The following is a 15014-nucleotide window of genomic DNA, read 5'->3' on the forward strand; positions in this document are numbered from 1 at the left end:
CCACCGCATCACCAGTCGGTTTGAAACAGAGCACTGTGTTCCTAAAAGTTCTCCTAGTTCATAAATTATAGAACTAAGAACGCATACTAATATTAGCTTTTATTATTGATATTACCTTGATTTTTGTGGATTTTTTTAATTTTATTTAACGAGGTGAGGAATTTTATGTTTTCAATCCCCGCATTAATATATTGTGGATAATATCCATCCGGCCTTCCAGCGCAGCGAATTTATTTTCAACCAGCAGGCCAACTTCCAGGCCCCGAAAAGCGCATACCATGGCAAATGCGATGGCATCTATATCTTCTGCCGCATACTGGGCAAACTCTTTCCGCTCCAGGCCAAAACGGAGGATGTTGCGGACCAGGCTTATTTCTCTCAGTTCGTACCGTTTGTGCAGGTCCCGCAGGCGTGGAATATTCGCCTCTATATCCCCTTTGATCACACTATACAGGTTTGCCCTCTTTTTGAGGATATCGAACCGGGTAAGACACAGGGTCCTAAGCTTGTCTTCGGCAGTCTGCATTTTGCCGACCTCCTCCTGCAGCGTCCGGAAAACTTCATCCATTTCGCGCGACACAACCGCATCAAAGATTTCGTCCTTGCTCTTGTAATAGTAGTAGAGGGTGCTCTTCCCCTTTCCGGCGGCTTTGGCGATGTCCTCAATGGTAGTTTTAGACCAACCAAAATGCCTGAACAGTTTCTGAGCCTCGTCCAGAATCTCCTTTTTTACAAGTTCATCCCTGTCCATCATACCTGTTAGACCAAAATCGTTTTTCGGTCCAAAGGTAAAAGAAAGCCTATCATTTATCTACTTTTTACGAAGCAATATTTTAGAAAGTCTCCCTTGGCAGCAGCCTATACCTGTATTTCAAAAAGCAACAACATTACAAGCAAGCGGGCTGATTGAACTGAAAGGTATTTTCCAACCGGGAAAGTTTAAGAAAAGGGTGTTTGCAAAAAGAACAGGCGTTGACCTGGCAGACGGAGTGACTGTTTAAGCTGCACGACAGGAAGCAGGTTGGCGTATGGCGAGAAGAAGCACCCGAACAAGCCAGAAAGGCAATTAGCAGGTGCTATACCTGCTATACCTTAAGATAGCGCCTGAGGGGCCGGTCCACCGCCTGCGGGTTTGGAGCGGTCAGCAGGAAGTGGCACATATTCCAGGTTGTCGTTAGGCGGTAACAGGATGCGTCCTTCCTTCCAGTCGGCTTTCGCCTGCTCAATGCGTTCCTTGCGCGACGACACAAAGTTCCACCAGATAAAGCGCTCGCCAAGCGGTTCACCGCCCAGCAGCATCAGTGTGGCAGGTTCTTTTGCCAATATGATTGGGTCTGCTCCTTTGGTGAACACCAGCATCTGCCCCACGGTATAGGTTCTGTGATCGACTTCGATGCTCCCTTTGGCCACATAGATTCCCCGCTCTGCATGCTCTTTTGGTAAACCAAAGCGGGCGCCTTTTTCCAGCACGACATGCAGATAAAACAGGGGTGAAAGGGTTTTCACGTCGTTGCGTAGCCCGTAGGCATCCCCGGCTATCAGGCGCATCCACACACCGGTTTCTGTAAAGATGGGTAGTTGCTCAGGTTTGTAGTTTTCAAAGGAAGGTGCAGCTTCTTCGTCCTTCTCGGGCAGCGCGACCCAGGTCTGGATCATTTCCAGTTCGCCGCCAGCCAGGGCGGCGGGGTCTTCGAAGCGCTCGGAATGTGCGATGCCGCTGCCGGCCGTCATCCAGTTTACTTCTCCCGGCCGGATGATCTGCTCTACGCCCAGGCTGTCGCGGTGGGTCACCTGCCCGCCAAACAGGTAGCTGACCGTAGACAGGCCGATGTGCGGGTGCGGCAGTACGTCCATGTCGTGAGTGAGTGGTGGCTGCAAATCCACAGGACCGGCATGGTCCATGAAGATGAAAGGGCCTACCATGCGACGCAGCCGAAAAGGCAGTATGCGCCGCACATCCATTCCGGGAGCGAGCGAAGCTTTACGGGCTTCAATAACAATATCCAGCATAAATACGCATTTACATGAATCCTATACCTGACGCGAAGGCAACCACTTTCTGCAATGACAGGGCTTGATACGGTGATAAACTTACTTACTGAAGTATATGCGGAAAGTTGTGCCTTTGTCCGGCTCGCTTTCCACTTCTATTCTGCCACCAGCATTCTCCACAATCCTTTTCACCATATACAAACCTACGCCGGAGCCTTCCACATGATCGTGGAAGCGTTTGAACATAGTAAAGAGCTTGTCCTGCTGCGCAGGACGCAAGCCCAGGCCGTTGTCCTTCACCTGCAGCATCTGAAATCCGTCTACCTGTTCGCAACTCACCTTTACCTGCGGCTTTCTGTCCGGATGGCTGTACTTAATACCATTCGACATCAGGTTGTACAGAATGCTGCGCAGGTTTTTCTCTGAAAACGACATAGTGGAACAATCGGCAACATCCGTCTCTATATGGGCGCCGTATTCGGTGATCATTTTCTCCAGATCCAGTTCCACTTCCCGCACGACCTCTGCCACCACCACATGCTCCTGCTTGTTCAGCTCCTCCTTCGGCAGCCTGGAGATTTCCGTCAGACTGGCGATCGTCTTCTTGAACCTGGACACGGAACCCTGGATCATGTTGAGTATTCTCCTGACCTCCAGTTTGCCGAGGCTATCCTCTGAAAGTTCGAGCAACAGCTCGCTTATCAGCATTTCGATATTCGAGATCGGCGCCTTTAAGTCGTGGGAGGCGGTATAGATGAAATTATCGAGGTCTCTGTTGATATAAACGAGTTGCTGGTTCGCGGTGTCAAACTCTTTGTTGGCTTTTTGCAGCTGTTGTTCGCTTGCTTCCACTGCTTTGCGTGCCTGTACCTGCTCCGTCACTTCCAGTGCGAATACCACCACGCCGTCGATCTGGTTCTGTTCGTTGTAGCGAGCCTGCTGAATGTAGCGGAAGTACCTGTCTTCCATTTCGCCGTCAGGCCGTGCAAAAGGAATGTACATTTCCTTCTCTTGGTGGGTACGGCCCGTCGCATACACATCCCGAAACGTTTTGTAAACCGGGTTACCTTCTATTTCGGGCAGGGCCTTCAGTATGGGTTTGCTAAGCAGTTGCCGCCCCGGGAAAAATGCAGCATAGGCCGGGTTAACCAGTTCGTATACCAGGTCAGGTCCGTTTAAAATACAGATGGCGGCCGGGGCTCCCATAAAGAGGTCCTGGAGCCGTTTACTTTGTCGTTCCGCCTCCGCCTGCGCCTGGGCCACTTCAAAGGTGCGGCGTTTTATCACTCCCTCCAGGCCCAGGTTCATGGCCTGCAGCGATGCGGCACTCGACTCCACCTGCTGGCGCGCTGTCACGAAGTCAGTCACATCCAACGCGAAAATCAGGATACCATTTACATTCCCTTGGGCATCCAGCAGGGCCTGGTAGATGAAATTCCAGTAGATGTCCTCGGCGGGTTGCCCTTCGTAGCGCGCCACAGGTATGAGCACTTCCTTCCCTTCGTAGGTGACGCCTGTTCGGTATACCTCGTGGATGATGTCATAAACCGGCTGGTGCCTGAGTTCGGGCAAAGCCTCGAAAAGGGGCAGGTTCAGCATTTCGCGACCCGGGAAAAGCTGGTAATAGGAGCTGTTGATCACCCTGTAAATGAACGTTGGCCCCTCGAGCATGGCACAGGCCGCCGGTGCCTGGTCAAAGAATCGCTCCATGCGGAGGCGTTGTTGCTCTGCCTGGGCAAGTGCGGCCAGCTCTTTTGCACGGCTTTCCTGCAGCTGTGCCTTTGTTTTTAGCTCGTCCGAAATGTTTTTTGTTTCATGCAGAATACAAACAAGTTCATTCTGACTGTTGTAAATGGGGGTGTTTGTCGAGGCCCAATACCGCTCTATAAATTCCCCACTCTCTTCAGGAGCTTGTATGTCGTACCGCGTAACATCCATTTTGTCAGGTTTACGGGTAGCGATCGCCCGCTCTATGGAGGCCCGCAGGGTAACTGAGGGAGTGTGTCCGGGCGTATTCGGGTTGTCAGGAAAAACAGCGAAGAGATGCTTGCCCATGATGTGCTCACGGATTAAGAACGCTTCACGCAAATAAGCTTCTGAGGCACCCATAATGGTTAGGTCAGGCGAAATAAGCAGGACTAAGCCACTCTGCGCTTCCAGCAACCGCTTATACGGGATAGTTTGGTCAGACTGATTCTCCTGATTGGGAGCATTGCTATGTAGCATGCGGGATTTTTATTATGAAAAACAGATTAGGGTTTGTGTAAGGACCATGTTACTGGAAAGCGGCCTGATCATTATAAAGCGCCATCCAATCATGCCATACCTGAATTTTCGGGGCTCCTATACCTGATGCACGAGAAGCCCCTGTTCCGCAACAATCAATTTTATTGTTGGCGGAAGCTGACAATAAACCTGGAACCCACACCCACTTCACTCTCCACAGCGATGCTATCGCCGGCGTTGTCGAGTATGCGTTTCACCAGGTAGAGCCCTATACCTGTACCCTCCACATGGTCGTGCGCGCGCTTGAACAACGAGAAGATCTTGCCGATCTGACTCGGGGCAAGGCCAAGGCCGTTGTCCTTCACAGAGAGTTCGTATACCCCTTCCCTGGTGATGGCCGTGCTGATGCTGACCACCGGGTTGCGATCGGGGTCTGCATACTTGATAGCGTTTGAAACCAGGTTGAACAAAATGCTCCGAAGGTTTTTGCGGGCATAGCGTAGCGTGTTAAATTCCATATCGGTGCACTCTACCACGGCGCCGGTGTGCTCGATGTAAGGCTGCAAACTAATCTTGATGTCCTCAAGCATGTCCCCGATCTGCACATCTTCAGGGGGTTCCTGTTCATGGTTTAGTCTGGTGACATCCGACAAATCGGCGATCACGTTCTTGAGCGTGCCAAGTGCGCTGCCCATGTAACTTAGCAGCACTTCATGTTGCTCGATGCTATCACCCAGGTCTTCCCTGAGCGCCTGCAGCAGGCCTTCGAGGTTGGTGATCGGGGCTTTCAGGTCGTGGGAGGCGGCGTACACAAAATTATCAAGCTCGTTGTTGATCTTGATCAGCTCACTGTTTTTGTGCATCAGCTCCTCGTTGCGCCGCCGCTCTGTCAGGTCCCGGGTTACTTTAGAGAAGCCCAGCAGGCGTTTTTTGCTGTTATAGATCGGCGTAATCACAACGTTGGCCCAAAAAGCGGTGCCGTCTTTGCGAATGCGCCAGCCTTCGTCTTCAAAGCGGCCCATCTCCTGCGCCTTCTTGAGTTCGTACTGCGGAAACCCGCTCGCGATAGACTCCCGGGTGTAAAACGTAGAGAAATGGCGGCCTATGATATCTTTCGGTTTATAACCTTTGATGCGCTCAGCGCCTTCGTTCCAGCTCATGACGATTCCCTCCGGATTCAGCATCAGGATGGCGTAGTCTTTCACGCTGTCAATCATGAGGCGGCTTTTTTCCTCGCTTTCGCGCAGCTCTTCGTTTGTAAGGAACAGCTGCTGCTCCATTTTCAGTTTATCCGTGAGGTCGCGTGTGATCTTCGAAAAGCCGATCAGCTCTTTTTTGGAATTGTAGATGGAGGTGATCACCGTATTGGCCCAGAACACAGTACCGTCTTTCCGGTAACGCCAGCCATTGTCTTCAAACCTGCCAAGGGCCTTCGCCTGCTGGAGTTCGTAATCCGGGAAACCCTGCGCGATCAACTCCTGGCTATAGAACCTGGAAAAATACTTCCCGATGATCTCGTGCGCTTCGTAGCCGTTCATGCGGCGGGCACCGTTGTTCCAGGTCGCTACATTGCCTGCCGGGTCCAGCATAAAGATGGCATAATCGGATACGCCTTCTATGAGCAGGCGAAAACGTTCCTCGCTCTCCTTCAGCTCCTCAAAGGCCCGGTACAGGTCATCTTCGGCTTTTTTGCGCACCGACAGGTCGCGGGTTATTTTAGAGAAGGCAACCAGCTGCCGGTCTTTGTCATACACGGGCGTGATGACCACATTAGCCCAGAATACAGAGCCGTCTTTTTTCACGCGCCACCCTTCCTCTTCGTACTTGCCCTCCGCAATCGCTTTGCCCAGTTCCTGCTCCGGGTGGTTTGTATCAATGTCCTTTTGGGTATAGAAGATCGAAAAATGCTTGCCTAAGATCTCCTTCTCCTCATAGCCTTTGATTTGCCTGGCACCGGTGTTCCAGGTGATGATGTGGCCTTCGGCATCGAGCAGAAAAATTGCATAGTCTGTGATACTGTCAACAAGAATCCGGTACTGCTCTTCGCTGCTGGTGTCTATACCTGCTGCGGTAGCAGTAACTGGTTTTAAGTTTACTTCCATTCAAAAAAGCTGCTTAGGTAAGGTGAGTAAGGTATAAGAGAGCGTTCAGCCTTTGATGTTTAAAACTGATTGTATTGGGCTAATTTATGGAAAAAAATTAATTCCGTGCGATCGATTCGGTTAAACAGCCCGGGCTATACCTCCTGTGGTTGTAGGATAGCGCTTGGTTCACTTGCCACTGTCGGCTGGTCGAGCCGCTTAATGACGCGGGCCGGGTTGCCCACTGCCACGCAGTTATCGGGTATGTCTTTTACCACGACAGAGCCTGCACCAATGCGCACGTTGTTCCCGACGCGCACCTCCCCGATGATGCACACATTGGAGCCCAGCTCCACGTTGTTGCCGATAATGGGGGAGCCGGTATAGCTGCCGTCTTCGCGACGGATATTACCCAGGGTGGTGGAATGGCGGAAAAAGCAGTTCTCACCGATCACAGAGCAGCCGTTTACGACCAGCGCCTGCCCGTGGCCCAGGAAGAAGTTCTTACCTACTTTGGTCCAGTGCGGCAACTCGATACCCATAAACCACTCTACCAGTATTTTATAGAACATCAGGTAGGGCAACCAGATAATGCGGAAAAAGGTGTTGATGCGGGCAGGATAGGCGATGCGGAACATAAGCATCACAAGGCGACCTTTCAGGTTTCCCCTGTTTGCGTTCCAATCCTGAAAAATGTATGAGAGAAACATAGACTTACTTACATGTATGTTTGCGCATACGCTGTGTTGCGGTCCGGCGTTGCAGGTTTATTTTTATACCTGCTACTTAGTCCTTTTTGCCTCGCAAAGCGCCGTAGAAAATTGGACTAAAGAACCGCAGGTTTTCCAGCACGCAGGCCATGCTGTAAAACTTCTCCGGATCAATCTCGGGCTCCTCCGCCATGTTGGCCAGCAGCACATCCAAGGTATAGGTGAATGTGGCGTCGAACTCTTCTTCGGTCATTTTAAGGTTTTTTTTGCCATAAGCTATACCTGTAACAAATTAACAGGCAATTCATTTCACAAAGCAGCCATTTTTGTGGAGGGTGGCCTCTTCCCAAACATGCGTCGCCTAGGGCCGTACCTTATGAAGGTAGCATCTTATCACTGATTAAACAAATACAACTATGACGATCAAACTTAAACCACTAAAAGACCAGGTAATGGTGATTACCGGGGCATCGAGCGGTATCGGACTGGCCACGGCCTTTGCAGCCGCAAAAAAAGGGGCACGGCTGGTGCTGGCAGCCCGCAACGAGCAGGCCTTGCAGGAAATAGCCCAGGAGATTAACAACAAGGGCGGACAGGCCATTGCCGTGGGCGCCGATGTAGGCCGGCAGCAGGATATTCAGCGCATCGCCGACGCGGCCCTCTCCCATTTCGGAGGCTTTGACACCTGGGTGAATGACGCTGGTGTTTCGATCTTCGGTCGCCTGCTGGAGGTGAGCGACGAAGACAACCGCCGCCTCTTCGACACCAACTTCTGGGGACTGGTATACGGCTCGCAGATGGCGGCCATGCACCTGCGTAACCGGGGTGGTGCCATCATCAACCTGGGCAGTGTGCTTTCTGATACAGCCATCCCGATGCAGGGGATGTACAGCGCCACCAAACATGCTGTGAAGGGCTTTACGGATGCACTGCGCATAGAACTGGAAGAAGAAGGGGCGCCCGTTTCGGTTACGCTGATCAAACCGGCCTCAATCAATACACCCTACCCCGATCATGCTAAAAACTACACCAACCATAAACTGACACTTCCGCCACCAGTATACGAGCCGGAAGAAGTTGCCAATGCCATCCTGTATGCCGCTACGCACCAGAAACGCGACATTATGGTGGGCGGCGGAGGCAAGTTCATGAGCCTGACCAACAAGCTGGCACCGGGACTGATGGACCTTTCCGGCGAAAAACTGATGACCGACCAGCAGCTGCTCGACGAGCCGGCGCAGCACCGGGAGGGTACCCTGCACCAGCCAGGCGAAGGCGGCCGCATACACGGTCGCATCAAGGACACGATGCCGACCAGCCTCTATACCCGCGCCGTGACCAACCCGGTAGTAGCGGGCGCCGTGGTGGCCGCCGCAGGTGCCGCCGCCCTGGCCTTGATGGGCAAGAAACGCAAGGACAACGGTGCCAGGAAGTTTAAGCAGCCGAATACTAAACCGGAGATGGTAGAAGTGGTGGAGATCGTGGAAGAAGTATACGTAACACCGCCGCTGCCTCCACAACGTCCTCTATAAACTGCTTTGCAAGCTCACGATAAGTGGTTGAGACGCAGTAGAATCAACTTTTAGAACAGGTGCAGTGGCCAGGAGCTTCTGCACCTGTTTTTGTTTAATGCTGGGCGATTCATTCTATTCAATGTGATTAAAATTGATATAATGCAAATTAAACAAATAAAGAGACTTATAAAGGCTGCCTCTCAAACTTACTAAACTCCAACTAAAACATTGACATAAACCCTCTATAGGTCATTTTACACCCATTAGGCCCATTATAAAGTTGATATCATATTTTTAATAAACAAATCACCATATCAAAAAACTACCAATTCACGTTGAATCATAATGAATATCATGTTGTTAGAGGTACTACAGTCAGCTGTTGGACTTGCTTGCTCTTGAGGTGAGGAAATTCAATTCAGGTATAGCATCCTGTACGACAGTAGCACCACTGAATTTGCCGTTTTAGTGGCAGGCTTTTGAATTGTAGCTTCGCTTTTTAATGAAAGAATATGCTTGAGACGCTCCTTTATGCTTTCCTTTTGAGTATCTCCCCTTTCGGTGAGGCGCGGGCAGGTATACCCTATGCTATCCTGAATAATGTGCACTTTATACTGGCATTCGTCATTGGTACGATGGGCAATGCACTGATCTACCCGCTCTTTATGTGGCTGATCGATACGTTTAGTCAGAAGTTCTGGCCATTCAGAGTATACAAAAGAGGTGTGATCTTCTTATCGAAGCGTGCCAAGAAACTGGCAGGCAAGGATTTGCAGAAGCATGGCTTCTGGGGGCTGATGATTTTCGTGATGATCCCGCTACCCGGTACAGGCGCTTACATGGGCACGATTGCGGCCAGTATTTTCAAGATTGAGCGCAGGCGGGCTTTCCTGGCCATCAGCATTGGCGTTGTTGTCTCCTCGCTTTTTGTCGCTCTGGCCACACACTTCGGTCAGTTGGGCGTGATGCAGCTTTCCTTAAAATAATAGACAACACGCTTTAACAGAAGCCCTGTTTGCGAAGCCGGTCCGGCCGAAAGAAAACAGGGCTTTTTGCTGGTTCAGCCTACACCACTGAGCAAAAGAATGTGTATTTTTGGCCCATGACGCTCAAAAGAATCACGTCCTATCTTTTACTTTCCCTGCTTTTGATTACCGGTGTAGCCGGATGCAGCTTTATGCACCTCTCACCCCAATTTGGTGGGAAGGCCAAAGGAGAACGGCTCCAACTCATGCAGGCTTCGCCCAATTACGAAGATGGCATTTTTTACAACCCGGTCCCCACCAATATGGACATGGGCTTTGGGGGCATTGTCAAAATGATCAACTCGCGCCTTTTCGATAAAACAGAAAACCAGTCGCCTGACTGGGAGCTGCCCGTTGAGAAGATAGATCCGAACAAACTCGCCTCGGCGCAGGACACCGCCACAGTGCTCACCTGGTTCGGACACTCCACCTTTCTGATTGAGCTGGACGGCAAGCGCCTGCTCGTTGACCCCATGCTGGGTGACAGGGCTTCGCCGCTCAGCTTCCTGGGCCCGAAACGCTTTACCGACGAGCTGCCCATCACCGTCGAAGACCTCCCCTTCATTGATGCGGTGCTCATCTCGCACGACCACTACGACCACCTCGACTATGGCTCCATCAAACAGCTGGCAGAAAAGACCGGTCACTTCTATGTGGCCCTGGGCGTGGGCGCGCATTTGGAGCGGTGGGGCATTCCGGCCGAAAAGATTACGGAACTGGACTGGTGGGATGAGGCGGAACTGGCGGGTATAACATTTGTGGCCACCCCTGCCCGGCACTTCTCCGGCCGCGGCATCTCCGACCGTATGAAAACCCTCTGGACCTCCTGGGTGATACAAGGCAAAAACGAGAAAATCTTCTTCAGCGGCGACACGGGTTATTTCGAAGGCTTCAAGGAAATTGGCGAGCGATACGGCCCCTTCGACATCACCTTGCTGGAGTGCGGACAATACAACGAACTCTGGTCCAGCATCCACATGATGCCGGAGGAAACCGTGCAGGCTCACCTTGACCTGAAAGGAAAACTGATGATGCCGATCCACTGGGGTGCCTTTGCGCTGGCCATGCACTCCTGGACCGACCCGATCGTGCGGGTGTCGAAAAAGGCAAAGGAACTGAACGTGCCCATGACCACGCCCCGCATCGGAGAGCCCATCATTCTGAAGCGAAGCATTCCAACATCGCAGTGGTGGGAGTAGCGGCAGGTATAGCCTTTCGGAAACACAGAAGGCACCGACAGAGTAATGGTGTATAGGTATAAATTTGAAGGCAGGAATTCGTGAACATGAACGAAGAAACAGCACAGGCGGCAAAGCCCAAACGCCTGTTTGATTGCATCGACTGGCAGCTGAAAAACTTTCCGCTGGAAGACATGCTGGCCGCCAAGGAAGACGGCGAATGGATCAGGTATAGCACCCGCGATGTACAGGACAAGGTGAACCGAATCAGTGCCGCCCTGCTTGGCCTCGGCATCACGAAAGGCGACGGCACTGCCGAGGGCCACGACAAGATCGCGATCATCAGTCCCAACTGCCCGGAGTGGATGTTGGTAGATATGGCCATCCAGCAGATCGGTGCCATTTCGGTACCCATCTACCCCACCATCAGCAACAGCGAAATGGAGTTTGTGCTGCAGGATGCCGCCGTGAAACTGGTCTTTGTCGGAAACGAAGTACTCTTCCGCAAAATATTAGGCATGCAGGATGCGCTACCTGCTTTGGAAGCCGTCTATACCTTTAAACTGGTGGAGGACGCCCCTCACTGGAAAGAGTTGTTAGCCGAACCCTCTCCCTATACCTTGCAGCAGGTGGAACTGCTGCGCGATGCCGTGGACGAGCACGAACTGGCCACGATCCTCTATACCTCCGGCACCACCGGCACACCCAAAGGTGTGATGCTCTCGCATTACAACATCCTGAGCAATATGTTCGACAGTGCACTCATCATCCAGGAAGTAGGCGTATTTCGCAAAAAAGCCATCAGTTTCCTGCCTCTCAATCACGCCTTCGAGCGCATGGCCACCTACTGTTACTTCTATTGCGGGGTGTCGATCTACTATGCCGAAGGGATGGAAACCATTGCCGCCAACCTGCGCGAAGTGAAGCCGACTATGTTTACCACCGTGCCGCGCCTGCTCGAGAAGGTATACGAAGGCATTGTGGCCAAGGGCTCCGAACTCACGGGCAGCAAAAAGAAAATCTTCTTCTGGGCACTGGGGCTAGCCGAGCGCTTTGAGATCAACAAGCCGATGCCGGTGGCCTACCGACTGCAGTTGGCCCTGGCCGACCGCCTGGTGTTCAGCAAGTGGCGGCAGGCACTGGGCGGCGAAGTGAAATCGATCATCACAGGGGCCGCCGCCTGCCAGGTGCGCCTACTACGCATTTTCACCGCTGCCGGCATCGTCATACAGGAAGGCTACGGCCTGACCGAAGCTTCGCCGATCATCAGCGGTAACCGCTACTCCGAACAGAACCGCATGTTCGGCACAGTGGGCCCGCTGCTTAAGAGCGTGGAAGTGAAGATTGCCGAAGACGGGGAGATCCTGTGCAAAGGGCCGAACGTGATGATGGGCTACTACCGTCGTCCGGACCTAACAGCGGAAGTCATTGATCGGGACGGCTGGCTGCATACCGGCGACATCGGCACCATGATCGACGGAAAATTCCTTAAAATTACTGACCGCAAGAAAGAGCTTTTCAAGACCAGCGGAGGCAAGTATGTAGCCCCGCAGCCAATCGAGAACAAGATGGTGGAGAGCAACTGGATCGAGCAGATCATGGTAGTGGGTGAAACGCAGAAGTTCGTGGGTGCGCTGATTGTGCCGGCCTTCAACAAGCTGCGGGAGTGGTACGACACCCAAGGCAAATCCTACCCGGGAAACCGGGAGGTGCTGGAAGACCAGGAGGTATGGAAGCTGATCAAACAGTCGGTAAACCAATACAACGTGGAATTCAACCCGGTGGAACAAGTAAAAAAATTCGCGCTCATACCTGCCGAGTGGTCCATCGAAAACGGGGAACTCACCCCCACCCTCAAACTGAAGCGCCGTGTCATCCTGGAGAGGTATAAGGATCTGGTGAGCTCACTATATGTATAGTATGCCTATGCGCTAAGCGATTCGGCAAAGGACCTGATTTCGTAGCGTTTAAGCTTGTTTAGCTTCTATGCTTCGCATAAGTAGAGGGCCAAAATTTACTGACGATCCGAACTGCCGGGTACTGAGCAAAACGCATGTAGCACGCCTATACCCGATCTCGAACATCTTTCTGACCAGGAGATGGCTGAGGTTCTTAACTGCGAACGATGCATCAGTTCCGGCAAAGCCAAACCCGCACCGGGTGCACAGGTATAGCGGAGCGCCCAAGCCGCAGGTAACATGCCTTGAGGCATCACCGGGAAACCATCTGCCTTTCCGGGTAGTAAGTATAGGTATGGAGAACGCTGAAGACAAGCTGGAAGAAACCGGCACCGTATTGCCCCACCCCCAAACGCTCGTACCGACCACGCTGAACAAAGTAAATGTTCTGTTTATCGGGCCTGTGGAGAATGGCTATTTCAAACCTGCGCCGGATCTGAAGCAGACTCCTCCCCGCTGGGAACCGGGCTCGTACAGCCTGGCAGCCGGCAAGTGGCCCTCTCCTAACCTCACCGCCGACCTGATGGACCTTGCGCCCTACGACGGGCAGGCCATTATGGTCATTGCATCTGACTGGAATGAGGAAGTGATCAGTGAAGCGCGTATTTTCGGTGTGCTCGACAAAGTGGCCTGCGATGTACTACAGAAGTTTGCCTACGGGCACATGCAGGACAAGGAGGAAGAAATAGCCTCCTACATCTCAGGTATAAATAATTAAATTAAGCTTCTTTCGCAGGAACTGCTATTTACAGAACCAGCAGGGAGTTGGTGCCGCCATACTCGTTGGGGTCTCTCTGTCCGCGTCCGGACCGTTACGCCATTCTGTGCCGTCTACCAGGTATTTGAATTCGTGCTGTGTGTGGCGCGGAAGGGGACATGTTTTGTTAATGTATTGAGTTTCAGCCAAGCTACCCCAAGCACCTGTGCAGGTATAGCTCCTCCTTCCCAAGCCCCATCATTTTAGCATTGAGATTGACAAGGCTAATCAGACCCTCAGCTTTGCAGACTAACCTGTTCTGCATGAAAAAAGACTGGGTTTGCAAATGGCATCCGTTGAAAAGAAAGAATAAACGTATCTAAAGGCTTTACTTTTTAGCAACTTGCGTCTTTATTTTACCGCAATGCATTCTATCACCACAAACCGGCTTTCGCTTAGTCTTTTTTTCCTTCTTTCCGGCTTCAACTTTTCAAGCTGGGCATCCCGCATCCCCACCATCGTTTCCAAGCTTCACCTGAACGAGGCCGAACTGGGCAGTATCCTGCTGACCATGCCGGTGAGCTCGCTGATCGGCTTGCCTATATCGAGCTGGCTTGTCACCCGGTTCGACAGTCGTTTTCCCCTGATTGTGGCCATGATCCTGAATGCCGCTTCGCTCTCGTTGATCGGGATAGCCGCCACACCATTTGCCCTGGTAGTGGCCTTATTCCTGTTCTCGCTGAGCATGCGTGTGTTCAATATCGCGATCAATACTCAGGCCATTACGCTGCAGAAACTCTACGACCGCAAAATAAACGGCGCCTTCCACGGTCTCTGGAGCACAGGCGGTATTGTGGGCGTCGGCGTTACTACACTGCTGGTTTCGCTTGGCATATCCATCGTGCCACACCTGGTAGCTGTCTCTGTCATCACAACGCTGCTTGTGCTGGGCGCCTTTCCATACCTGCTGCGCAACGACCGCTCTACGACAGGCAACAAGCTCACGTTTGGCAAGCCCGATCCGTACATCCTATACCTGGGGCTGCTGGTGTTCTTTGCAGCCGTTTGCGAAGGCGGTATGTTTGATTGGAGTGGCATTTACTTCCAGCAGGTGGTGGGCGAAGAGGTCTTTACCGCAGGCTATCTCATTTTCATGTCGTTTATGGCGCTTTCGCGGTTCGTTTCAGATTGGATCATCGAGAAGATCGGGATGGAAAGAACCTACGTGCTCAGTGCCAGCCTTATTTTCTCAGGTATAGCACTAGCCATTCTGTTCCCAAGTTTCTGGCCCGCCATGATCGGCTTCTCACTGGTAGGCTTCGGCACCGCTTCGGTTATACCGATGACGTACACGCTGGCGGGCGCCTCCAAAAAGTACTCGCCTGGTATCGCCATTTCCATGATCGTGACCTTCGGAATTGTGGGTATGCTCATGGGCCCGCCGCTTATCGGCTACCTGGCCCACGCCTTCAACCTAAAGGTATCATTCATGCTCTTCGCTTTCGCAGGTATCATGCTGATCCCTATCTCCAGGAAGTTTTTTAGGCTGGAGCGGTAGGTGAGTGTTTTAGGGGTGTCTGTTATCTATACCCGCTGTATAGTCTGTTAATCCGTATTTTTTTTGATTTCCAGA

General features: G+C 52.1%; 12 protein-coding genes. 6 read left to right on the forward strand and 6 right to left on the reverse strand.

The annotated features are described in order from the left end of the window. Positions 1-163 precede the first annotated feature (163 nt). The 6 genes from L1278_RS16725 to L1278_RS16750 all read right to left on the reverse strand — a co-directional run bounded on the left by L1278_RS16725 (position 164) and on the right by L1278_RS16750 (position 7262). On the reverse strand, positions 164-754 hold the full coding sequence (locus L1278_RS16725; RefSeq protein WP_253406165.1) for a TetR/AcrR family transcriptional regulator: 591 nt from the start codon (positions 752-754) through the stop codon (positions 164-166). Positions 755-1092: 338 nt separating this feature from the next. Next, positions 1093-2010, reverse strand: coding sequence for a pirin family protein (locus L1278_RS16730; protein ID WP_253406166.1), 918 nt, complete (start codon positions 2008-2010; stop codon positions 1093-1095). 81 nt (positions 2011-2091) lie between these two features. Next, on the reverse strand, positions 2092-4218 hold the full coding sequence (locus L1278_RS16735) for a PAS domain-containing sensor histidine kinase (RefSeq protein WP_253406167.1): 2127 nt from the start codon (positions 4216-4218) through the stop codon (positions 2092-2094). A gap of 161 nt (positions 4219-4379) precedes the next feature. Beyond that, positions 4380-6320: a PAS domain-containing sensor histidine kinase gene (locus L1278_RS16740; RefSeq protein WP_253406168.1), complete on the reverse strand. Its 1941-nt coding sequence runs from the start codon at positions 6318-6320 to the stop codon at positions 4380-4382. Positions 6321-6454: 134 nt separating this feature from the next. Next, the gene (locus L1278_RS16745; protein WP_253406169.1) at positions 6455-7009 is read right to left on the reverse strand and encodes a serine acetyltransferase; all 555 of its coding nucleotides are present in this window, start codon (positions 7007-7009) and stop codon (positions 6455-6457) included. A 76-nt stretch (positions 7010-7085) separates the two neighbouring features. Further along, complete coding sequence (locus L1278_RS16750; RefSeq protein ID WP_253406170.1) at positions 7086-7262, reverse strand: hypothetical protein; 177 nt, start codon at positions 7260-7262, stop codon at positions 7086-7088. Between the two features lie 163 nt (positions 7263-7425). Between L1278_RS16750 and L1278_RS16755 the strand changes: the two genes are divergently transcribed. The 6 genes from L1278_RS16755 to L1278_RS16780 all read left to right on the forward strand — a co-directional run bounded on the left by L1278_RS16755 (position 7426) and on the right by L1278_RS16780 (position 14939). Continuing rightward, the gene (locus L1278_RS16755; protein WP_253406171.1) at positions 7426-8541 is read left to right on the forward strand and encodes an SDR family oxidoreductase; all 1116 of its coding nucleotides are present in this window, start codon (positions 7426-7428) and stop codon (positions 8539-8541) included. A 494-nt stretch (positions 8542-9035) separates the two neighbouring features. After that, positions 9036-9509 (forward strand): small multi-drug export protein, encoded by a 474-nt coding sequence (locus L1278_RS16760; protein WP_253406172.1) that lies wholly within the window; start codon positions 9036-9038, stop codon positions 9507-9509. Between the two features lie 116 nt (positions 9510-9625). After that, positions 9626-10747 (forward strand): MBL fold metallo-hydrolase, encoded by a 1122-nt coding sequence (locus L1278_RS16765; RefSeq protein ID WP_253406173.1) that lies wholly within the window; start codon positions 9626-9628, stop codon positions 10745-10747. A gap of 86 nt (positions 10748-10833) precedes the next feature. Beyond that, positions 10834-12645 carry a long-chain fatty acid--CoA ligase gene (locus L1278_RS16770; protein WP_253406174.1) on the forward strand — a complete coding sequence of 604 codons (1812 nt, stop codon included), beginning with the start codon at positions 10834-10836 and terminating at the stop codon, positions 12643-12645. Positions 12646-12712: 67 nt separating this feature from the next. Beyond that, complete coding sequence (locus L1278_RS16775; RefSeq protein WP_253406175.1) at positions 12713-13402, forward strand: hypothetical protein; 690 nt, start codon at positions 12713-12715, stop codon at positions 13400-13402. Positions 13403-13805: 403 nt separating this feature from the next. Next, positions 13806-14939 (forward strand): MFS transporter, encoded by a 1134-nt coding sequence (locus L1278_RS16780; RefSeq protein WP_253406176.1) that lies wholly within the window; start codon positions 13806-13808, stop codon positions 14937-14939. Positions 14940-15014: the final 75 nt, after the last annotated feature.

This window comes from Pontibacter sp. HSC-36F09 (assembly GCF_024171605.1).
Classification (GTDB): Bacteria; Bacteroidota; Bacteroidia; order Cytophagales; family Hymenobacteraceae; genus Pontibacter.

What these genes read in the sequence shown, in the direction of transcription:
- L1278_RS16735 (WP_253406167.1), bottom strand. Translation starts at nt 4,218, where the DNA reads ATGCTACATAGCAATGCTCCCAATCAGGAGAATCAGTCTGACCAAACT.
- L1278_RS16765 (WP_253406173.1), top strand. Translation starts at nt 9,626, where the DNA reads ATGACGCTCAAAAGAATCACGTCCTATCTTTTACTTTCCCTGCTTTTG.
- L1278_RS16745 (WP_253406169.1), bottom strand. Translation starts at nt 7,009, where the DNA reads ATGTTTCTCTCATACATTTTTCAGGATTGGAACGCAAACAGGGGAAAC.
- L1278_RS16755 (WP_253406171.1), top strand. Translation starts at nt 7,426, where the DNA reads ATGACGATCAAACTTAAACCACTAAAAGACCAGGTAATGGTGATTACC.
- L1278_RS16770 (WP_253406174.1), top strand. Translation starts at nt 10,834, where the DNA reads ATGAACGAAGAAACAGCACAGGCGGCAAAGCCCAAACGCCTGTTTGAT.
- L1278_RS16750 (WP_253406170.1), bottom strand. Translation starts at nt 7,262, where the DNA reads ATGACCGAAGAAGAGTTCGACGCCACATTCACCTATACCTTGGATGTG.
- L1278_RS16760 (WP_253406172.1), top strand. Translation starts at nt 9,036, where the DNA reads ATGCTTGAGACGCTCCTTTATGCTTTCCTTTTGAGTATCTCCCCTTTC.
- L1278_RS16725 (WP_253406165.1), bottom strand. Translation starts at nt 754, where the DNA reads ATGATGGACAGGGATGAACTTGTAAAAAAGGAGATTCTGGACGAGGCT.
- L1278_RS16730 (WP_253406166.1), bottom strand. Translation starts at nt 2,010, where the DNA reads ATGCTGGATATTGTTATTGAAGCCCGTAAAGCTTCGCTCGCTCCCGGA.
- L1278_RS16780 (WP_253406176.1), top strand. Translation starts at nt 13,806, where the DNA reads ATGCATTCTATCACCACAAACCGGCTTTCGCTTAGTCTTTTTTTCCTT.
- L1278_RS16740 (WP_253406168.1), bottom strand. Translation starts at nt 6,320, where the DNA reads ATGGAAGTAAACTTAAAACCAGTTACTGCTACCGCAGCAGGTATAGAC.
- L1278_RS16775 (WP_253406175.1), top strand. Translation starts at nt 12,713, where the DNA reads ATGCTTCGCATAAGTAGAGGGCCAAAATTTACTGACGATCCGAACTGC.